The sequence below is a fragment of the Caballeronia sp. KNU42 genome (assembly GCF_053760385.1).
The window spans coordinates 2,330,749-2,350,957 of record NZ_CM132388.1; the positions used below are offsets into that span (position 1 = coordinate 2,330,749).

At 59.7% G+C, this 20,209-nt stretch carries 22 protein-coding genes and 1 tRNA gene; 13 read left to right on the forward strand and 10 right to left on the reverse strand.

The genetic code is table 11. The annotated features are described in order from the left end of the window. Position 1 precedes the first annotated feature (1 nt). A complete protein-coding gene (locus ACSOSP_RS10375) occupies positions 2-1,750 on the reverse strand; it encodes a proline--tRNA ligase (RefSeq protein WP_455306283.1) in 1,749 nt (582 codons plus the stop codon). A 231-nt stretch (positions 1,751-1,981) separates the two neighbouring features. On the opposite strand from ACSOSP_RS10375, the gene ACSOSP_RS10380 reads away from it, so the two are divergent. From ACSOSP_RS10380 to ACSOSP_RS10390, 3 genes are all read left to right on the forward strand, one after another. Beyond that, positions 1,982-2,632, forward strand: coding sequence for an RNA pyrophosphohydrolase (locus ACSOSP_RS10380; RefSeq protein WP_031360739.1), 651 nt, complete (start codon positions 1,982-1,984; stop codon positions 2,630-2,632). A gap of 179 nt (positions 2,633-2,811) precedes the next feature. Beyond that, positions 2,812-3,366 carry a CNP1-like family protein gene (locus ACSOSP_RS10385; protein WP_455306285.1) on the forward strand — a complete coding sequence of 185 codons (555 nt, stop codon included), beginning with the start codon at positions 2,812-2,814 and terminating at the stop codon, positions 3,364-3,366. Between the two features lie 189 nt (positions 3,367-3,555). After that, a complete protein-coding gene (locus ACSOSP_RS10390) occupies positions 3,556-3,762 on the forward strand; it encodes a hypothetical protein (RefSeq protein ID WP_455306287.1) in 207 nt (68 codons plus the stop codon). 91 nt (positions 3,763-3,853) lie between these two features. On the opposite strand, the gene proB is transcribed toward ACSOSP_RS10390, so the two are convergent. The 4 genes from proB to rplU all read right to left on the reverse strand — a co-directional run bounded on the left by proB (position 3,854) and on the right by rplU (position 6,984). After that, positions 3,854-4,972 (reverse strand): glutamate 5-kinase, encoded by a 1,119-nt coding sequence (gene proB / locus ACSOSP_RS10395; protein ID WP_455306289.1) that lies wholly within the window; start codon positions 4,970-4,972, stop codon positions 3,854-3,856. 48 nt (positions 4,973-5,020) lie between these two features. Continuing rightward, the gene (obgE, locus tag ACSOSP_RS10400) at positions 5,021-6,151 is read right to left on the reverse strand and encodes a GTPase ObgE (protein ID WP_455306291.1); all 1,131 of its coding nucleotides are present in this window, start codon (positions 6,149-6,151) and stop codon (positions 5,021-5,023) included. Between the two features lie 218 nt (positions 6,152-6,369). Continuing rightward, positions 6,370-6,630 carry a 50S ribosomal protein L27 gene (rpmA, locus tag ACSOSP_RS10405; protein ID WP_031360734.1) on the reverse strand — a complete coding sequence of 87 codons (261 nt, stop codon included), beginning with the start codon at positions 6,628-6,630 and terminating at the stop codon, positions 6,370-6,372. A gap of 39 nt (positions 6,631-6,669) precedes the next feature. After that, positions 6,670-6,984, reverse strand: a complete 315-nt coding sequence (gene rplU / locus ACSOSP_RS10410) for a 50S ribosomal protein L21 (RefSeq protein ID WP_031360733.1) — start codon at positions 6,982-6,984, stop codon at positions 6,670-6,672. Between the two features lie 289 nt (positions 6,985-7,273). Here rplU and ACSOSP_RS10415 point away from each other — a divergent pair, with 289 nt between their 5' ends. From ACSOSP_RS10415 to ACSOSP_RS10430, 4 genes are all read left to right on the forward strand, one after another. Next, positions 7,274-8,266, forward strand: a complete 993-nt coding sequence (locus tag ACSOSP_RS10415) for a polyprenyl synthetase family protein (protein WP_031360732.1) — start codon at positions 7,274-7,276, stop codon at positions 8,264-8,266. A gap of 31 nt (positions 8,267-8,297) precedes the next feature. Next, a tRNA-Pro gene (locus tag ACSOSP_RS10420) sits at positions 8,298-8,374 on the forward strand. Between the two features lie 199 nt (positions 8,375-8,573). Beyond that, entirely contained in the window at positions 8,574-8,945 is a 372-nt protein-coding gene (locus tag ACSOSP_RS10425; RefSeq protein WP_455310919.1) for a DoxX family protein, read from the forward strand. A 6-nt stretch (positions 8,946-8,951) separates the two neighbouring features. Further along, on the forward strand, positions 8,952-9,461 hold the full coding sequence (locus ACSOSP_RS10430) for a M48 metallopeptidase family protein (protein ID WP_455306294.1): 510 nt from the start codon (positions 8,952-8,954) through the stop codon (positions 9,459-9,461). Between the two features lie 5 nt (positions 9,462-9,466). Here ACSOSP_RS10430 and ACSOSP_RS10435 read toward each other — a convergent pair whose 3' ends face one another. Continuing rightward, positions 9,467-10,954: a DHA2 family efflux MFS transporter permease subunit gene (locus ACSOSP_RS10435; RefSeq protein ID WP_455306296.1), complete on the reverse strand. Its 1,488-nt coding sequence runs from the start codon at positions 10,952-10,954 to the stop codon at positions 9,467-9,469. Between the two features lie 217 nt (positions 10,955-11,171). On the opposite strand from ACSOSP_RS10435, the gene ACSOSP_RS10440 reads away from it, so the two are divergent. Next, complete coding sequence (locus ACSOSP_RS10440) at positions 11,172-11,615, forward strand: MarR family winged helix-turn-helix transcriptional regulator (RefSeq protein WP_031360727.1); 444 nt, start codon at positions 11,172-11,174, stop codon at positions 11,613-11,615. Positions 11,616-11,891: 276 nt separating this feature from the next. Beyond that, positions 11,892-13,169 (forward strand): cardiolipin synthase, encoded by a 1,278-nt coding sequence (cls, locus tag ACSOSP_RS10445; protein ID WP_455310921.1) that lies wholly within the window; start codon positions 11,892-11,894, stop codon positions 13,167-13,169. A 45-nt stretch (positions 13,170-13,214) separates the two neighbouring features. Here cls and ACSOSP_RS10450 read toward each other — a convergent pair whose 3' ends face one another. From ACSOSP_RS10450 to ACSOSP_RS10460, 3 genes are all read right to left on the reverse strand, one after another. Beyond that, positions 13,215-14,000, reverse strand: a complete 786-nt coding sequence (locus ACSOSP_RS10450) for a DUF1828 domain-containing protein (protein ID WP_455306298.1) — start codon at positions 13,998-14,000, stop codon at positions 13,215-13,217. Then, on the reverse strand, positions 13,997-14,455 hold the full coding sequence (locus ACSOSP_RS10455; protein ID WP_455306300.1) for a hypothetical protein: 459 nt from the start codon (positions 14,453-14,455) through the stop codon (positions 13,997-13,999). Before ACSOSP_RS10455 ends, ACSOSP_RS10450 begins: the two co-directional genes overlap by 4 nt. Before the next feature lie 103 nt (positions 14,456-14,558). Beyond that, positions 14,559-15,800, reverse strand: a complete 1,242-nt coding sequence (locus tag ACSOSP_RS10460) for a CaiB/BaiF CoA transferase family protein (protein WP_455310922.1) — start codon at positions 15,798-15,800, stop codon at positions 14,559-14,561. Between the two features lie 366 nt (positions 15,801-16,166). On the opposite strand from ACSOSP_RS10460, the gene ACSOSP_RS10465 reads away from it, so the two are divergent. The 4 genes from ACSOSP_RS10465 to ACSOSP_RS10480 all read left to right on the forward strand — a co-directional run bounded on the left by ACSOSP_RS10465 (position 16,167) and on the right by ACSOSP_RS10480 (position 18,655). Next, positions 16,167-16,541 (forward strand): COG4315 family predicted lipoprotein, encoded by a 375-nt coding sequence (locus tag ACSOSP_RS10465; protein ID WP_455306302.1) that lies wholly within the window; start codon positions 16,167-16,169, stop codon positions 16,539-16,541. Positions 16,542-16,678: 137 nt separating this feature from the next. Further along, positions 16,679-17,197 (forward strand): sigma-70 family RNA polymerase sigma factor, encoded by a 519-nt coding sequence (locus ACSOSP_RS10470; protein ID WP_031360721.1) that lies wholly within the window; start codon positions 16,679-16,681, stop codon positions 17,195-17,197. After that, complete coding sequence (locus ACSOSP_RS10475; RefSeq protein ID WP_455306304.1) at positions 17,194-17,988, forward strand: anti-sigma factor family protein; 795 nt, start codon at positions 17,194-17,196, stop codon at positions 17,986-17,988. The genes ACSOSP_RS10470 and ACSOSP_RS10475 overlap by 4 nt, the downstream gene beginning before the upstream one ends. 88 nt (positions 17,989-18,076) lie before the next feature. Then, on the forward strand, positions 18,077-18,655 hold the full coding sequence (locus ACSOSP_RS10480) for a YbhB/YbcL family Raf kinase inhibitor-like protein (protein WP_455306306.1): 579 nt from the start codon (positions 18,077-18,079) through the stop codon (positions 18,653-18,655). Between the two features lie 45 nt (positions 18,656-18,700). Here ACSOSP_RS10480 and ACSOSP_RS10485 read toward each other — a convergent pair whose 3' ends face one another. After that, positions 18,701-20,152 carry a glycosyltransferase family 2 protein gene (locus ACSOSP_RS10485; protein WP_455306308.1) on the reverse strand — a complete coding sequence of 484 codons (1,452 nt, stop codon included), beginning with the start codon at positions 20,150-20,152 and terminating at the stop codon, positions 18,701-18,703. Positions 20,153-20,209 lie beyond the last annotated feature (57 nt).

Sequence of the window (20,209 nt, forward strand, 5' to 3'; positions counted from 1 at the left end):
GTTACGCGGCCACTCCACGTGCCAGTGCAGCGCGCACCTTCTCGATCACGATGTTCGCAGCGTCATCCACCGGCAGCAAGGTGGCTTCGGCGTCGCGTCGCGCCTGGTACTCGAGCTTGCCTTCCTTCAGCCCACGGTCGCCAATCACAAGCCGATGCGGCACACCGATCAGTTCCCAATCGGCGAACATGACGCCCGGGCGCTCGCCACGATCGTCGAGAACCACGTCGATACCCGCAGCCTGCAGCGCCGCATAAAGCTTGTCGGCTTGCTCGCGAACGGCGTCGCTGCGGTCGTAGCCCATCGGGCACAACACGACTTCGAACGGGGCAATCGATTCCGGCCAGATGATGCCCTTGGCGTCGAAGTTCTGTTCAATCGCTGCGCCCAGGATCCGCGTGATGCCAATGCCGTAACAGCCCATTTGCATGGGCGCGGGCTTGCCGTTTTCGTCGAGGAACGACGCGCCCATGGCATCCGAGTACTTGGTGCCGAGCTGGAACACGTGGCCCACTTCAATGCCGCGGCAGATTTCCAGCGTGCCCTTGCCGTCCGGCGACGGGTCGCCCGCCAGCACGTTGCGAATGTCCGCCACGACCGGTTCAGGCAGATCGCGGCCCCAGTTCACGCCGGTGGTGTGATAGTCGACCTCATTCGAGCCGACCACGAAGTCGCTCATGTTCGCGACCGTGCGGTCCGCGATCACCTTGATCGGCTTCTTCGTGCCAATCGGGCCGAGATAACCCGGCGGCGTGCCGAACGTATCGATAATTTCGGCTTCCGTAGCAAAGCGATAACCCGCCAGGCCCGGTTGCTTGTTCGCCTTGATGTCGTTCAGCGAATGGTCGCCGCGCAACATCAATAGCCAGATGGTCGGTTCAGCGCCTTCGTTTTCGGTCGCGAGGATGATCGACTTGATCGTGCGTTCCAGCGGAATGTTCAGCAATTCCGCGACCGCCTCGCACTTCGCCTTGCCCGGCGTAGCGGTCTTCTTCATCGCTTCCGTGGGCGCGGGACGCGTGGCGTTCAGCGGCAGCGCGTCGGCGGCTTCCACGTTCGCGGCGTAATCCGAAGTCGGGCAATACGCGATTGCGTCTTCGCCGGTGTCGGCGATCACGTGGAATTCATGCGAGCCGCTGCCACCGATCGAGCCGTTATCGGCCGCGACCGCGCGGAACTCCAGGCCGATCCGCGTGAACACCCGCACGTAGGCATCGAACATCTTCTTGTACGACTCGGCAAGTCCTGCCTGATCGCGATCGAAGGAATACGCGTCCTTCATGATGAATTCGCGCCCGCGCATCACGCCGAAACGCGGCCGGATTTCATCGCGGAACTTGGTCTGGATCTGGTAGAAATTGACCGGCAATTGCCTGTAACTCTTGATCTCGCGCCGCGCGATGTCCGTCACCACTTCTTCATGCGTCGGTCCGAGCACGAAATCGCGCTCATGACGATCCTTGATACGCAGCAGTTCGGGACCGTACTGCTCCAGGCGTCCCGATTCCTGCCAGAGCTCGGCCGGTTGCACGCCGGGCATCAACAATTCGAGCGCGCCGGCCCGATTCATTTCTTCACGCACGATGGCCTCCACCTTGCGGATGGAGCGCAGGCCGATAGGCAGATAACTATAGATACCGCCCGCCACGCGGCGAATCATGCCTGCACGCATCATGAGTTGATGGCTGACGATTTCTGCGTCGGTGGGAGCTTCCTTCAGGGTGCCGATAAAGAAACGGGATGCTTTCATTCAAAAATTTTCCAATGCGGGAGCGCGTCGATTGAATGGGTTTCTGACCCAAGCCTGCGGAACATGCAGAACGTGCGGAACGAGTGAACGACGGGACAGCGATGCAGCAAGGCCTTGGCCAAGCGCACCGGCACTCAGGCGAAACGAATCCCAATTCGGGTTCGTGCCGGTGCGCCAGGCCCGTTATCTGTTTATAATCAAAGCAATTTTAAAGGATTCGAAGGTGGTTGTATGCTGGATCGTGAAGGCTTTCGCCCGAACGTCGGCATCATCCTCTTGAACGCGCACAATGAAGTGTTTTGGGGCAAGCGGCTACGTGAACATTCCTGGCAGTTTCCGCAAGGGGGCATCAAGTATGGTGAGACCCCTGTGCAAGCGATGTATCGGGAGTTACACGAAGAAACCGGCTTGCTTCCGGAACATGTGAAGGTCGTGGGTCGAACCCGCGACTGGCTGCGTTATGAGGTGCCGGACAAGTTCATCAAGCGCGAGGTGCGCGGTCACTATCGCGGACAGAAACAGATCTGGTTTTTGTTACGCATGGTAGGCCGCGACTGTGACATTTGTTTGCGTGCGACTGATCATCCGGAATTCGATGCCTGGCGGTGGAATGAGTATTGGGTCCCGCTCGACGCGGTGATCGAGTTCAAGCGGGATGTATATCAGCTTGCGCTCACTGAACTTTCACGCTTTCTGAGGCGCGCAGTCGTGCGTGCTGAGCGCGCGGAACGGATGGCGCATCATGCCAACCGGTATCCACGCGTGATTCAGGGCATGACCATGGAGGACGCGACCGTTTCTGCAAACGGCAGTGTCATTCAGGCAGAATGTTCGGTGACCGAAGAGCTGCACATCTACGCACAACGTCCTTTGCGGGATTAGGACGTGTGTCATTCGAAGCGGCGGTGCGGCAACGCCCGCCGCTTTTTTTCGTGCAGCGTCAAAGGCTGGGCTTGCGTGTTTGACATGCCGGCGGGCTCCCTTAGCGGGACTATCGCGGCGCAATCACGCAGCACGATCGATTTGCAGTCGCTTCTGCATCAACCTCAGGAAATAAAGAATTGAAAGCCATTGCTTTGTTCGCGGCATCCGCGGCAGCCCTTGCCATGCTTGCCGGTTGCGGCAGCTCCAAGCCGACCAACAAGGACGACAGCGCGTTCGTCTACCTCATGGACCGCAAGCCGAACTGGGTCGAAAACAAGGTCGACACCCTGCCTCCGCTGCCAAAGGACGCGAACCTCCTGGAATTCACGGTATCGAACAATACGCCGCTGAGCTTTTTCATCGATAAGAACTCGCTCAGCGTGGGTGACGACGGCGTGATCCGCTACACCGTTGTCGTGAAAAGTCCGGCGGGCGCGCGCAACGTCAACTACGAAGGCATTCGCTGCGACAACTATAACTGGCGCCTGTATGCGAGCATTAACGAGGACCAGACCGACTGGGACCGCACGGTCGAAAACGATTTTCGACGGATAGAAAACGGCGAGCTGAACGCATACCACGCTTCGCTGTATCAGGATTACTTCTGCGCGAACAAGCTGCCGACAGGGTCAGCCAAGCAGATTGTGTCGAACATCCAGATGAAACGGACTGCCGTTTCGAACTATCACTAGGCCGAACGACTGGTGAAAAAAGCCCGCTGCACCTGACGGTCAGCGGGCTTTTTTGTGGGGCAAGACATCGTGGTGCAAGAAACCTTCTCCTAACAGAGATAATTTGTCGCAACTATCGCCGATTGATTAATCACTCACATACAATTTAAGGGAAAGATTTGGTAACACGTGATAAGTGGAGAAATAACCGTGACCCTGCTCGACTCGAGGCTGTTATCCGAATACGCGTTCCAGCGTATGGCAGGTGCCGTCACGGGCCTAACGTCGCGCGATCTCGAGCATAAGGACGCATCGCGCATCGACAAAATATCGACTGGTCAGGAAGGAAATTCGGTAGGGAAAACGGCAGAAACAACCGCGTTTAGCCGAAAGATCGGCGCTTGCGGAGCAAAATAGCTGGCGCCGCAACCTTGCACACTGTCCATTGAGCTTGCTGCGGTGCCACTGAGATCGGCGGCTTTCGTACGGTGGGCAGGCGCCTTCCTGCTTACGCCAGCACCAGATTGTCCCGATGAATCAGCTCAGGTTCGAGCATATACCCCAGCACCGTTTCAATTTCACCGCTCGGCCGACGCTGGATCAAGCGCGCCTCAGAGCTGCTGTAGTTCGTGATGCCGCGCGCCACTTCCTGTCCGCCCGGATTCATGCACGCGATCACTTCCCCGCGCGCGAACGCGCCGTAAACATCGATCACGCCAATTGGCAGCAAGCTTTTACCTCCCGCAGTAAGCTTCTCGACCGCACCGTCGTCAATAACCACGTGGCCACGCACCTGCAAATGATCGGCCATCCATTGCTTGCGGGCCGCCATACGGGCTGTGCGCGCCATTAATTGCGTACCGATCATCTCGCCCGATGCCAGCCGGGTCAGGACATCCGACTCCCGTCCGCTCGCAATTACCGTATTCGCGCCGCTGTGCGCCGCGCGTTTCGCTGCGAGGATCTTCGTCAGCATGCCGCCACGTCCCAGGCTTGAACCCGCGCCGCCCGCCATGGCCTCGAGTTCGGGCGTGCCGGCATCGGCCTGTTCGACCAGCGTGGCGGTTGGATCGTGCCGGGGATCAGCGGTAAACAGGCCGCGTTGATCGGTGAGGATAATCAGCGCATCACCTTCTATGAGGTTCGCTACCAGCGCACCGAGCGTATCATTGTCGCCGAACTTGATTTCGTCGGTGATGACGGTGTCGTTTTCATTGATGATCGGCACGCAACCCAGGCGCAGCAAGGTGAGCAGCGTTGAGCGTGCGTTCAGATAGCGTTCGCGGTCGGCGAGATCGGCGTGCGTAAGGAGAATCTGCGCCGTGCGCATGCCGTGCTTGCCGAAACTGCTTTCGTAGACTTGCGCCAAGCCCATCTGTCCAACAGCGGCAGCCGCCTGCAATTCATCAATTTCACGCGGCCGCTTCGTCCAGCCCAGGCGATGAATACCTTCGGCGATCGCGCCGGAACTGACCAGCACGACCTCCTTACCTTGTCCGCGCAGCGCGGCAATCTGCGCCGCCCAGCGCGCGATGGCTGCGTGGTCGAGCCCGCGCCCGTCGTTGGTCACCAGGCTCGATCCCACTTTCACTACGAGTCGCTTCGAAGCGGCTATGACGGAACGCATCTGACGCATTTCTCCTCGGATTTGCTTCGATAACCACGGGCCAAACTTTTACGCTTCGTCTTCGTCTTCGTCGATCTCCGGTGCCGGCTGCGGCGCCACGACGGCGGGTTCGTCGCGGAAACGGACGTCCGCGGCGAGATCTTCGGCTTCCGCGGCCCGCGAAGCATCCGAATTCTTCGAGATGTAATCAAAGATGGCGTAGGTCAGACTTTCGCAACCCTGCCCCGTCAGCGCCGAGATTTCGAACACCGGGCCGTCCCACTCATAACGCTTGATAAAGTCCGCCACGCGCGATTTGCGCTCGTCGTCCGGCACCATGTCGAGTTTGTTCAGCACAAGCCAGCGCGGTTTTTCGTACAGCGATTCGTCATATTTGCGCAGTTCGTTGACGATCGCGCGCGCTTCCACAACGGGATCGACAGCGTCGTCGAACGGGGCCAGATCGACAAGATGCAGCAGGACGCCGGTGCGCTGCAAGTGACGCAGGAATCGGTGACCGAGACCCGCGCCTTCCGCCGCGCCCTCAATCAAGCCAGGAATGTCCGCGATCACGAAGCTCTTTTCCGGACCGACACGCACCACGCCGAGGTTCGGCGCGAGCGTGGTGAACGGATAGTCGGCAATCTTCGGCCGCGCATTCGACACCGCCGTGATGAACGTGGACTTGCCCGCGTTCGGCATGCCGAGCAAACCGACGTCGGCGAGCACTTTCAGCTCGAGGCGCAGCATGCGCCGGTCGCCGGGCTTGCCTTCCGTCTTCTGGCGCGGCGCGCGGTTCGTGCTCGACTTGAAGTGCAGGTTGCCGAGACCGCCCGCGCCGCCGTTTGCGATCAGCACGCTCTGGTTGTGCTCGGTCAGATCGGCGATCAACTCGCCCGTTTCCGTGTCCGCGATGATCGTACCCACCGGCATGCGCAAGATGATGTCGTCGCCACCCTTGCCGTAACAGTCCGCACCGCGGCCGTTTTCGCCGTTGCGCGCCTGGTGTTTCTTCGCGTACCGGTAGTCGATCAGCGTGTTGATGTTGCGGTCCGCAACCGCATACACGCTGCCGCCCCGGCCGCCGTCGCCGCCGTCCGGTCCGCCGAACGGGACGAACTTCTCGCGCCGCATCGACGCGCTGCCATCCCCTCCGTCGCCGGCGATGACTTCAATTCTCGCTTCGTCAATGAACTTCATGAGTTGCTCCGTCCCGTTTTACTTTGCGGGGGACTGGAGCAAGCTCTAAAAAGCCAACTCCAGCCGACACCCTATTCTGCCGCGACCGGCCGATGCCAGCCACTAGACCATTCGATATATGTCACTGCGTGGCCGCGTCGAAAAGACCGGCCAATAAAAAAAGCCCCGCGAACTTCGCGGGGCCTTTTCCGGTCCTGAAGCCCGTGCCTGGATAATTCTTAGGCAGCCGGGACTACGTTGACCAGATGCTTCTTTGCTGCGCCCTTCGTCGAAAACGTGACGTGGCCGTCGGTCAGCGCGAACAAGGTGTGATCCTTGCCCATACCGACGTTATCGCCCGGGTGCATGCGCGTACCGCGCTGGCGCACGATGATGCCGCCTGCGTTGATTGCCTGGCCGCCGTAAACCTTCACGCCGAGGCGCTTTGATTCAGAGTCGCGACCATTGCGGGATGACCCGCCTGCTTTTTTGTGTGCCATTTAATAGCTCCTTGACCGTTTAGCTTATCGACTCAACGCTTATGCAGCGTTGATAGCGTCGATACGCAGTTCGGTGTAGTTCTGGCGATGGCCAGCGTGCTTTTGGTAGTGCTTCCGGCGACGCATCTTGAAGATCGTAACCTTCTTATGACGACCCTGGGACACGACGGTAGCTATGACGGAAGCCCCACTGACCAGCGGTGCACCGAACTGAATCGATTCACCTTCGCCTACTGCGAGAACCTGGTCGAGCGTGATTTCAGCGTCAATGTCTGCCGGTATCTGTTCTACTTTCAATTTTTCGCCGACAGCAACCTTATACTGCTTGCCACCGGTTTTTATGACCGCGTACATTGAGAACCTCACTCTGAATTCATTTTTCCGCACACCGTGCGCGAAAACGCGTGATTATACAGAGAGTTAGGCCCTCCGTCAAAACCCTTGTGCATCGCGAAAACGTGGCGGCTGTGGCCCGGACAGTACGATTACCCGGACCATGCGGACCCCATTATTGCGATTTTCGCTGCCCGACACCGCGTATCAGGCCTGTCACGGCGCGGCGCGCAGTTCGTGCGAGGCGTCTTTAGAGGCGGCTATCGGCCGATTCGCCTTATAATTCGCGGCACTATCCTAATTGCCGATCATGTCGTCCACTGCCACTTCCTCCCCAAACGCCGCCAACGTGCTCGAGCCTATCGCCGAGGACATGCAGCAGGTCAATCGCGTCATCCGGCAGCGCCTGGCATCCGAAGTGATGCTCATCAACCAGATCTCCGAGTACATCATCGGGGCCGGCGGCAAACGGCTCCGGCCAGCGTTGCTGTTGCTGGTCGCAGGCGCGCTCGGCGACACCACCGGCCACCGGCACGAGCTGGCCGCGGTCGTCGAGTTCATTCATACGGCCACGCTGCTGCACGATGACGTTGTCGACGAATCCGATCTCCGGCGCGGCCGCAAAACCGCGAATGCGCTGTTCGGCAACGCGGCGAGCGTGCTTGTCGGCGACTTCCTGTACTCGCGTTCCTTCGAAATGATGGTCGGCGTGGGCAAGATGCGCGTGATGGAGATCCTGTCCGTTGCGACGAACGTGATCTCGGAAGGCGAAGTGCTGCAATTGCTCAACATGCACGACCCGGACGTGGACGAAGCGCGCTACATGCAGGTGATCCGCTACAAGACGGCGAAGCTTTTCGAAGCGGCGGCTCAACTCGGCGCGGTTTTGTCGGGGTCGGATGCCCGGACGGAAGCGGCGGCGGCAGAGTTTGGCCGGCGCATCGGCACGGCCTTCCAGATCATGGACGACTGGCTCGATTACACCGGCACGGCGGAATCGATGGGTAAAAACGCGGGCGACGACCTGCGCGAAGGCAAACCTACGCTGCCCCTCATCTATCTGATGGAGCACGGTTCGGCCGAACAGGCAGCGCTTGCGCGTGAGGCAATCGAACAAGGTGGCACCGATAAATTCGACACCATCTTCGAAGCCATCACGAAGTCAGGCGCGCTGGATCACACGCTGAAATGCGCGCGCCAGGAAGCCCAGGCGGCAGCGAAAGCGATTTCTTCGTTTCCGGATTCCATTTTTAAAGAGAGCCTGCTAGAATTATGTTCTTACTCGACGGCAAGACAGTCCTGAAAAGGAAACGAACCGTCTCTGAGTGAACATTCGGGGTGTAGCTTAGCCTGGTAGAGCGCTACGTTCGGGACGTAGAGGCCGGAGGTTCGAATCCTCTCACCCCGACCAGAATTGATGAAAAACCGCCCAGCTTGCTGGGCGGTTTTTTGTTTTGGGCCGTCGATTTAGGTCATCGTGTCGCGTCGGCGGGGATTCATATCCCGCGATCGACAAGCCTGGCGCAAAGTCCGCGCTGTCATCGAATCAGCTTCAATAACACGGTGCTTGCTCACGCATGTCCTCACTCAGATTTTCATCGGCTAGAAGAATGTCCGTGGGCCAGCGCATCGGACTGTGGTTCGTGTTCCTGTATTTCCTGATTGGCGGCGCGTGCCACTTCTTGTACATGCCGCTCTTCGTGCAAATCGTGCCGTCCTATATTCCCTTCCCGCTTCTGGCCGTCATTGTGAGCGGCGTTTTCGAGTTGCTTGGTGCGATCGGCGTGATGATCAAACGCACGCGAAGCGCAGCAGGCATTGGGTTGACGCTACTGACGATCGCCGTTACGCCCGCCAACGTATTCATGTATCAGCACGCGGAGCAGTTCTCGCAAGTTCCATCGTGGTTATTGCTCGTGCGGTTGCCTTTGCAGCTTGCGCTGATTGCCTGCATTTTATGGAGCACGCGACGGCGCGCCTGATCCCTCATGCTTCCTCTGAAATATCTCAGCGCTTATCCGCAAACGCTTCAGGATAAAGTCCGCAAACTGATCGCAGATGACCAGCTTGGCGTGTATCTCGCCGACCGTTATCCGCAACGCCACGCGGTGCAATCGGACCGCGCGCTGTATCAATACACCACGGATCTGAAGCAGGAGTTTCTGCGCGTGGCGCCCGCTATCGATAAGGTGGTGTACGACGCCAAGCTCGACGTGCTGCGTCATGCGCTCGGCCTGCACACGGCCATTTCGCGCGTGCAGGGCGGCAAGCTCAAGGCAAAGAAGGAGATTCGCGTGGCGTCGCTATTCAAGGAAGCAGCGCCCGAATTCCTGCGCATGATCGTCGTGCACGAGCTCGCACATTTGAAGGAAAGCGACCACAACAAGGCGTTTTATCGGCTATGCGAATTCATGCAGCCGGGGTATCACCAGATCGAATTCGATCTGCGCATGTATCTGACTCATCGCGAACTTTCGCGCGATTCATCCATCAAGTAATCTCGTCAATCCGCTGCCGCGTGAGCGAGGGTTTCGCTGGCGGCACTTCGCATCGGCCGGATCAGCAACAACAGCGGCACCACCAGCAAAGTCGCCACGAACATCAGCTTGAAGTCATTCAGGTACGCGATCATCTGCGCCTGCTGATTGATCGACTGATCCATCAGCGCGAGGTTTATCTGCGGTCCACTCTCGAGCATGGGCCGCATCGACGGATTGAACACGTTCACATTCGCCGCGAGATCGGCGTGCGCGACCTGCGTGCCACGCGTCATCATGGTCTGCACAATCGAGATGCCGATACTGCTGCCAATGTTACGCATCAGGCTGTAGGTCGCGGTGCCGTCTGCGCGCAGTTCGGGTGTCAGGGTGGAAAACGTCAGCGCACTGAGCGGCACGAAGACGAAACCCAGGCCGAAACCCTGGATCACGCCGGGCCACACGATGTCCGAGACCGACAGCACGAGCGTGTAATGCATCATCTGCCAGAGCGCGAACGCCGAAACGAGAAAGCCGGCGAGCAACAACAGACGCGCGTCGAAACGTCGTAGCAGCCGCCCGGCGACCAGCATGGCGACCATCGTTCCCGCGCCGCTAGGCGCCGTGACCAGACCGGTCGTGGCAACCGGATAGTTCATCAGGTTCTGCAGCATCGGCGGCAACAACGCACGGGTCGCGTACATCACCGCGCCAATCATGAAGATAAACAACACGCCGGTCGCGAAATTGCGGTCCTTCAACAGCTCGTACTTGAAGAATGAACGCTTGCCGGCGGTCGCGGTGTGCGCGAGGAAAAAGATGAAGCTCAGCACCGCAAGAATGGCTTCGATGCGGATTTCGAGTGACCCGAACCAGTCGAGCTGCTCGCCGCGGTCAAGCATGGCCTGCAACGCGCCGATCGCCAGACCCAGCGTGGCGAAGCCGAACGCGTCGAATTTCACGCCGTGCTTCGCGGCTCGCGCAGGCAGGAAGGTCAGCACGCCAAAGAGCGCAAACGCGCCAATCGGCACGTTGATGAAAAATACCCAGCGCCAGTTGTAGCTATCGGTTAGCCAGCCGCCGAGCGTCGGCCCGAGAATCGGCCCGACCATCACGCCCATGCCCCAGACGGCCATCGCCTGGCCCTGCTTTTCGCGCGGGTTGATGTCGAGCAGGATGGATTGAGAGAGCGGCACGAGCGAGGCTCCGAAAATCCCCTGCAGCAATCGCGACGCGACAATCTGCGCAAGACTCTCCGATAACCCGCACAGCGCCGAAGCGACAGTGAAACCTGCAATCGAGATAACCAGCAGGCGCTTCGTGCTCAGCCGGTCGGATAACCAGCCGGTAAGCGGCGTGGCGATCGCTGCCGCAACAATGTAGGACGTCAGCACCCACGTGATCTCGTCCTGCGATGCCGACAACGTGCCCTGCATATGCGGCAGCGCGACATTGGCGATCGTGCTGTCGAGCGTCTGGATCAGCGTTGCAAGCATGATCGAGATCGTGAGCATGGGCCGATTGAGCGGCGCGGCCGGCGCCGCGCTTGCCGGCATTGATTCAGGGGACATTCAGGCGCCGATTTGGTTAGCGGATCGCTTACTCTCTTATTTAATTAATAAGCATGCTTATTATAAACAGGCTGATAATTGGAACAAGGTGTCAAAAATCCGGGGAAACCCGTGCTTCCCGAATGCATGTGGGCAAGGGCTTCTTTCGTATAATCCGGGCATGGAAACGCACCTCGACAAGCGCTTTGGTTTTCTGATCTCGGACGTTGGGCGCTTGTGCAGCAAGCGCTTCGACGAACTCGCGAAATCGTCCCTCGATCTCACACGGGCGCAATGCCGCGCGCTCGCTTACCTGTCCCATTTCGGCGATGTGAACCAGGCGCGGCTGGCCGATCTGCTGGAAGTCGCTCCGATATCGGCCGGTCGCCTGCTCGATCGGATGGAAGAAGGCGGCTGGATCGAACGTTTTTCGAATCCCGATGACCGTCGAGAACGAACGGTGAGGATGACGGCAAAGGCTGAAGGCGCGCTCGGCAAGGCACGCCGGGTGGGCGATGCAGTGGCCGCTGAAGCGTTGGCGGGGCTCGATGCGGACGAGCGCGCGCAACTGATCTCCCTGCTGCGGCGCGTGCGCGTGAACCTGAGCACGATTGTGGACGAGTGAGCGATTTGCTGCGGCTCGGCTCGGGGAGCCGCGAACTTGTGTCTGTATCGAAACTGCAAAACGCCGGCGCCCTGAAGCGCTCGGTCGCGCAACTGCTCTGGAAACGGCCGGATTTGGAACCCGTGCCGCAGCGCAATAAGAACGAGGTCCGGCACTTGCTGGCACTTGCAATAAGGCGTGTCGACACTCCGGCACGCATAGCCGAGCTTCCGGGCTCCTGCACCGCGTACGCCTCGCCCCACTTGCAGCTCGTCTCCTCCGGAATCCGACATGCTCTTGCTCGCCATACCGCTTACGGTAATCGTCACGCTTGTCGTGGTCCTGATCCTTGCGAACTTTGTAAGCGGCGAAAAGAAGGTCGAGCACAACATCGAACGGCTGTATTCCAGCGACGACCCGCAATTCATTCGTTCAATGAGCCTCTTGTTGGGTCCTCCGGTGACGTCCGGCAACCGGTATGCCGTGCTGCTGAACGGCGACGAAATCTTCCCTTCCATGCTTGATGGCATTCAATCCGCCAAGGAGACCATTACCTTCGAAACGTTTATCTATTGGTCCGGCGAAATTGGCGCGCGATTTGCGGCGGCGTTGTCCGAAAAAGCGCGCTCGGGCGTAGCGGTGCATATCCTGCTCGACTGGGTGGGCTGCAAGAAAATGGATCACCGTTATCTCGACGAACTGCGGCAAGCCGGTGCCGACGTTGTGCAATATCACAAGCCACACTGGACCGGACTCGGGCGAATGAATAACCGGACGCACCGGAAGCTGCTGATCATCGACGGCCGCGTGGGTTTCACCGGTGGTGTTGGGATTGCGGAGGAATGGACCGGACACGCGCAAGACGAAAAGCATTGGCGCGATACGCATTTCCGGGTCGAGGGTCCAGTGGTCGGTCACATGCAGGCCGTGTTCATGGACAACTGGATCAAGGCAACCGGGAATGTGCTGCATGGTCCCAAGTACTTTCCTGAGATACCCCCATTGCCGGAAGGCGATGCCAGCAATGGCGTGGCGCACATGTTCAGCAGTTCCCCCACCCACGGCGCCGACGACATGGAACTGATGTATCTGATGGCGATCACAGCAGCTACGCGCAGCATTCATCTGGCAAGCGCGTATTTCGTCCCCGATGGCCTCGCGATCAACGCCCTGGTGGAAGCCGCACGACGCGGCGTGAGAGTGCGTATTGTGACGCCGGGAAAACGCATTGATACGCATACCGTGCGTGAAGCCTCCCGCGCCTGCTGGGGAGATCTGCTGGCCGCTGGTATCGAAATCCATGAATATCAGCCGACCATGTTCCATTGCAAATTGCTCATAGTCGACGAATACCTGGTTTCGGTCGGATCGACGAATTTCGACAGCCGCTCGTTCAAGCTCAACGACGAAGCGAACCTCAACATCTACGATCAAGAATTCGCCCGTCAGCAAAGCGCGATCTTCGACGCCGATATAGAAAAGTCGCAGCTCGTTACCTACGAAGACTGGCTGCGTCGACCGAGGTTAGAGAAGCTGATAGAGAAAGCGATGCCGTTGCTCGATTGGCAGCTTTAGGCCTCTGCACGGATTTCTCCCCCGTTTCGACTAACGCCAAAGACCTCAATGCCGCGTCAAACCGCCACCCGCTGCGGCCTCGATCAGCTTTCTCATTGGCCACGCCTCGGCGTACTGGCCGATCACAGCCACCTCACGATCCGCCTGCTCGGGTAACAAACGGTCGTCCACCACCACGATGATCGGCGTGTGCGCAGTCAGCGCATTGCCACGCAGGTCCACAAGCTTGTAGAGCTCCGACGACGAAGCGTTGCGATGACATGAGATCACGTCGATCTGCGTGTCACCTTGCGACAAGTCGAAGCCATACCGACGGCCTGACACACCCATGGTCTTGAACGTGCTCTTGATTGCCGGGACATCCGGCTTCATTGCGTTGAGATATAGCCTTGTGTCACCGATCAGGTTGGGTTCGCGGACGGCGAAGTCAGTGCCTGCATTATCGAACTCCCATCTGGCCAGACTCAGCAACGCGTCTACATAACTCGCGAAACCTGACGCCATGTTGGCAATGTCAAACGTGGCTTCAATTTCACCCTCATGCGTCACGTTGATGCCGGGCTGCTTGATCGCTGCTTTCACGACTTGATAGTCCCGCAGATGAAATGAACTGATCTGGCGGGCGAAGCAGTGGAACAGCGTCCCTCCTGAATCAAAGAACCGTATCTGCTCGCGGTCTCCCAGATATTCCGCGTAGATCTCGAATGGGTCGCCACCGTAAAAGCCGAACGGTGTTTGGAGCGCCATCATGGGCGGATATTCATCTTCAAGTTCCACGCAGCCAAAGCCGAGGTTTGCGCACATGTCCTGGCAGGACGACTGGATATTCATTTCGACTCCGGAACCGATGGATCAGGTAAGACGCTCGTCAGCGTCAAGTTGGTCTTCTTGCAGAAAAGCAGCAGCGCGCCCGCGAAACTGATCGCGGACCATTCAGCGTGGCCCGCTAAACGATCACGACCCACGTGTTCGTGAGGATGCCGATGCGCATCTGCTGGTCGTCGACCACTTTGAAAGACGTCAAGCTGATACGCACGGCGATTCCCCCGATGCTGGGTGTAATACATGCTGAAGAGGAACTGCTTAAGATGCGGTCGTCGGCTGTATCGAACAGATAGATCAGCCGTGATGCCCTGAATGCGCTTGCCGTCGGCATCTGTGACACCGAATTCGCATTTCGCCCAACTTATGGTTTGCTGGCGCCTTCTCCATCCCGTCGATGGGTCACCAAATTTAGTGAGGCTTAGTAGGCGTTCCGCCTCGTCCCGTGGAAGATCGTCGATCATATGAGGTCATCGTTTGCATCCTGCGTGTTTGCGTGGATTTCACATGACCGACGATACCTTGCTGCGCTTTAGGCGAGTCAAGATGAAAATTGTCATAAATGATCTACCTGCCGATCACCCCCGTTTGCACTAATGCCTCGATCTGCACGTCGGTCATTCCAAGTACGTCGCGCAACATCGCGCTCGTGTGTTGTCCAAGCATCGGGGGCGCCTGATCGTAGGCAACCGGCGTAGCCGATAAACGCAGCGGACTCGCAACCGTCGGCGCAACGCCCGCGACGGGATGCGGTATCTCCCGCGCCGCGCCGCGAAATTGCGCCTGTCCGGAGTTAAAAGCTTGCGCGATATCGTTGATCGGCCCGCATGGCACACCGCACGCCTCGAGCGCGGCGACCCATGCGTCGCGAGGACGCGTCATGAAGACCGCAGCCAGTTGGGGCAATAATTCCGCCCGGTTCACGCTACGCCCGCTATTGGTCGCGAAACGTACATCGAGCGCAAGTTCCGGCACGTTCATCGCGGTGCACAGCGAACGGAACTGGCTGTCGTTGCCGCATGCGACGATCACATGGCCATCGCTCGTGGCGAAGGTCTGGTACGGCACGATGTTCGGATGCGCGTTGCCCATGCGCTGTGGCGCGATACCGGTGGTGAGGTAATTCATGGACTGGTTAGCGAGCATGGCCAGTTGGCAATCGAGCAACGCGATGTCCAGATGTTGCCCGAGCCCGCTTTTCTGGCGCTCCATCAGCGCGGCGAGCACGCCGGTGGTGGCGTACATGCCGGCCATCAGGTCCGTTACCGCCACGCCGACTTTTTCCGGGCCGCCGCCCGCTACGCTGTCGGGCTCGCCTGTAATGCTCATCAGCCCGCCCATGCCCTGGATCAGGAAGTCATAACCTGCGCGCTGCGATAGCGGCCCGCTTTGCCCAAACCCCGTTATCGAGCAGTACACAAGCCGCGGATTGAGCGCCGAAAGACTCTCGTAGTCCAGCCCATACTTCTTGAGCCCACCGACCTTGAAGTTTTCGACGACCACGTCGCATGACTTCGCGAACTCGCGAATCAACGCGGCGCCTTCAGGTGAACTCATGTCGATGGCAACCGACTGCTTGTTGCGGTTCGCGCACAGGAAATATGCGCTCTCCGATGTATCGCGGCCCTCGGCGTCGCGCAGGAACGGCGGGCCCCATGTGCGGGTGTCGTCGCCGGCGCCGGGACGCTCGATCTTGATCACTTGCGCGCCAAGGTCCGCGAGGTTCTGCGTGCACCACGGTCCCGCCAGCACCCTCGATAAATCCAGTACACGAATGCCATCCAACGGGCGTTTTCTAGGTATGTTCATGTTCGCGCCCGGGTTCTGCGGCGTCGGTTGGTTCTTGCTGTCCTGCACCATTTCACCTCGTTCGTTTCAAGCCGGGTTTTGGCTGATCGGCCAGTTCGTGGCCGAAAGATGCGAATCGGCAAGCCTGGTCCGGCGGCTGGCGGAGAACCGCATCGTCTGTTGCCGTCGATTGTAGCCAAGTCGCCAGATTCGGCCTCCCCGGTCAGGCGTTTGTCAGTTCGTCAGCCTCATGTATTCCAACGCTCACCCGCTGATCGACAGGATCAAAATTACGGAACACAGTCGAAATATTTGTCAGGTACCGGAATATTCCGCGAGCACCAGCCGTTTATCCCGTATCTGCACACTTGGAACGAGACGAACAACATGAAAAAGCGAACCCCGATGCTCGCTGCAGCCCTGACCCTTGTTGCGGTCTTCAGCCTGAATGCCCATGCCGCCCCGCCAATGGCAGGAGCCGGTATGTACACCGACGCAAAAGGCATGACGCTCTACACGTTTGACAAAGATCCGGCGTCGGGTCCGAGCGCATGCAGCGGCGGATGCGCTCAGGCATGGCCGGCGGTGAAGGCCGATTCATCGGACAAACCACAGGGTGACTGGACCATCATGCCCGCAGCCGATGGCGGCAGCCAATGGGCGTACAAAGGCAAGCGCGTGTACACGTTTGCGAAAGACATGAAACCGGGCGATGCCAACGGCGACAATTTCAAGGACATGTGGCACACGGTGAAGCAGTAAGCGTGAAGCAAAAAACTATTAGAGCGGTGGAGACCAGCATCAAGCGATCGATGGCCACTGTGCGCGTGCGGCAATATCGTCGTCACGCGAACAGTGGCCTCGCCCGCTGAAAGTGAACCAGAAATGAGCATAGGCCGTTGAGCTTCGATACCGACCTCGTTGGGGTTCTTCCGCAGTTGCGGCGTTATGCGCGCGCGCTGACGGGAGACCGTGCGTGGGCCGATGACCTCGTGCAGGATGTGACCGAACGCGCGCTCGGCCGGTCGAAGGGATTTCGTGTCGGCAGCAATCTGCGCGCATGGCTGTTCACGATCATGCGCAACCTCTATATCGATCAGTTGCGGGGGCGGCGCGATATTGCCGTCGACGATGAAACCGCGCCGTGGCGGCAGATGGCCGCGCCCGTGGGTGAAGTCGACGGGCTCGTGCTGCGCGACGTGCAACGCGCGCTGTATTGCTTGCCGGTCGAGCAACGCGAAGTCATGCTGCTCGTCTGCGTCGAGGACATGAGTTATCAGGAGGCATCCGTGGTGCTGAACGTGCCGGCCGGAACGGTGATGTCGCGACTATCGCGGGCACGTGAACACATGCGTGTGCTGCTCGGTGAGGAACCGGGCCGCAAATCGGCATCGTTGAAAATCGTGAGTGGCACATGACGAATCACGAACGTCCTGAACAGGCGGAATCCAGCTCGGCAGCCGATGAGTTGCGCGCGCTGTCTGCGTTCATCGACGATGAAGCGCCGGAGGCTGAGCGCGCTGAAACCGCTGCGCGCATCGCCCGCGATCCGGCGAGCGCGGCGACAGTCGCCGCGTATCGCGCGCAAGACAATGCGCTGCGGGCGCTGTTTTCGGCCACTGCAGATAAAGAACCCCAGGTCGTGGTCGTGCGTCCTCGCAAGCGTTATCTGATGGCGGCGAGCTGGCTGGTCGTGGGGATCGCATGCGGCTTCCTGATGCACATGCTGTTGCCGGCCTTCAATCAGGATCGGCCTGCGCCGACGTTCGCGCAACGTGCGGATATCGCTTACGCCGTGTATGCGCCGGAGCAGCGGCACGCGGTGGAAGTCGCGGCGTCGCAGGAGGATCATCTTGTCACGTGGTTGTCCAAGCGACTCAACCGGACCCTGACCATTCCCTCGCTGCACGAATATGGATTCGAGCTGGTCGGTGGCCGCTTGTTGCCCGGCGAGGACGGACCCGCGGCGCAGTTCATGTATCAGAACGCCAGCGGCGAACGGCTCACGCTGTACATGACCGGCGGTTCGGGCAAGCATAATGACGAGTACGCCATCCGGATGTTGCGCGACGGCTCGCGACGAACTTTCTACTGGACGACGGATCACGCGGGTTACGCGCTCTCCGGACAGATCGGCGAGGCGAAGCTCCGTGCCATCAGCTTCGATACCTGCGCAGCATTAGGCGGTGATCCGAAGAAATGGCAGTAGGCGGTTGTCAGGATCGCTTGGAGGAGGTTGCAGATCAGGCGCACCGTATCGCAGGCGAAGTTACCGAAACCCCAAGGTCAGAAGAACAATGAAGAATGATTCAAGCTTGTGCCGCGCGACGCGGCTTTTGCGCGTTGCCGCGGTTAGTGTGGGATGTTTCCTGAGCGTCACTGCAATCACTGCCATCGCCGATGAGCGCTTCACGCTGAGCTCACCCGATTTCACCGATAACGCCACCCTCGACTCGCGGCACGCGGCCAGCGCTCAGGATTGCGGCGGCAAGAACGTCTCGTTGCCGTTGGCGTGGAGCAATGCGCCTTCAGCGACAAAAAGCTTTGCGGTCACCATCTACGATCCCGATGGCGCGCGCGGCCTGGGTATCGTGCATTGGGTCCTCTACGGAATTCCTGCTGCGACGACCGCGCTCGGAGAAGACGGGCCGCCGCCGGCGGGGAGTATCGGCGGAATCAACCGGACGGGGAAGGACGGTTATTACGGACCTTGCCCGCCGCATGGCGATGCGCCGCATCACTATGTCGTGCAAGCGTACGCGCTGGATCTCGCCGCGGACGCCCTGCCCGCCGCACTCGACCGCGACGGTTTGATCGCCGCGATGAAGGGCCACGTGCTGGCGTCGTCGAGCATGGTGGTCCGGTACGCGCGCTGATTATCGACTTGGAGCGACGCCTGATTGAGTCGCTCTCCCCCGCTTTCAGGCCTCATCTGCGGCCGCGAGTCCCGCCCTCGTCTGCACGCGCCACGCACGTGAGCCGCCGAGGAAGTCGACCCAGCCGAGCGCCGCACCCGTATGGCGCAGCAACTGGAAGGTGAACGGCTCGACAATCGCGGTCACGACCGCCATCCACAGGCTCGACCCAGCGGTGTCTCCGGTCCAGCGTCGATACAGATGCACGGTCCACAAATGGAACGCGAAATCGATAAGGATCTTCGCGCCGATCACACTGAAAATCGGCAGGACAATCGCCCCGCGCCGATCCACGATAAACCCCAGCAGCAGCGCAAACGCCGTCAAACCGTAGATGGGCTGCACGGTATCGAAGGCCTTCACGGGCAGCATCAGCAAACCGAGCGTGCCGTAACGCCGGTTGCCGGTCATATCGCGATTCCAGTATTGCGTCTGCAAAAAGCCCGCGAACCAGCGCCGCCGCTGGCGCATGAAACCGCTGAACGAACTTGGCGCGTCCGTGATGGCGTGTGCGTTGCCCACTACCCGAACGTCCCAACACAGGCCGTGATCGACGGAGTGACGGCGCAGACGGTGAATCAGCTCGTAATCCTCCACCAGGCATTGCGGATCGAAACCACCGACGGCCAGCAGCGCATCGCGGCGAAACGAAGCAAACGCGCCGGAGATCAGCAAGAGGCTATCGGCGCGCATCCACGCGAACCGCGCGATGAAATTACGGATGTATTCGTAGGTCTGGAACCACTGGAAAAAGCGTCCGCTCATCGTTTTGCTGCACACCGGAACCAGGATGCCCGCTGCAGCGACCAGGTTCGGCCGCGAGGCGAATGCACTGCGCATGGCGAGGACGGCGTCGTCGGCGAGACGCGTGTCGGCATCGACGGTCATCACGATCGGCGTACTGATCTTTTCGATCGCCGCGTTCAGCGCGCGCGCCTTGCCGCCGTGCGCCACGCGCAGCCAGAAGAGAGTCGGATGCAATGTGGACGCTGCGCTCAACTCACCCTCCACCGCTGCGACAAGACCAAAACGCTGCGTGAGAAGTTCGGCGGTGCCGTCGGATGAACCATCGTCGGCAATCACGATTTGCGCCGCGCCGTGCGTTTGTCCGAGCAACTTGGCGAGCGTGTTGGGCAGCACAGCGGCTTCGTTATGCGACGCCACGATCACGCCAAGCTGTGGCAAACCGCGTTCGCGCTGCTTGCGATCAAGCGGCTTGTGCGGCCTCACGAGCGTCCACGATTTCGCTGCGACGAACATCAGCAGCAAGGTGTCGTAGACGACGTAGGCAATGCCTGTGGACCATGCCACCACGCCGTGCAGGAAGAACGCTCGGGCGAACAGCACAAGCCACAGCACGACCACGCCGCCGTGGATCAGCACGCTCGCGAGCGTCACGGGGCGGGGCGCCAAGCGCGGCGAAGCCTGCGCGAGCGCGTCTTCCAAAGAGCGCTTCAACAGCGGGTCCGATGGGGTTGGAGTCTTTTTTGTTCGCATGGGAACGGCGTGAAGTTT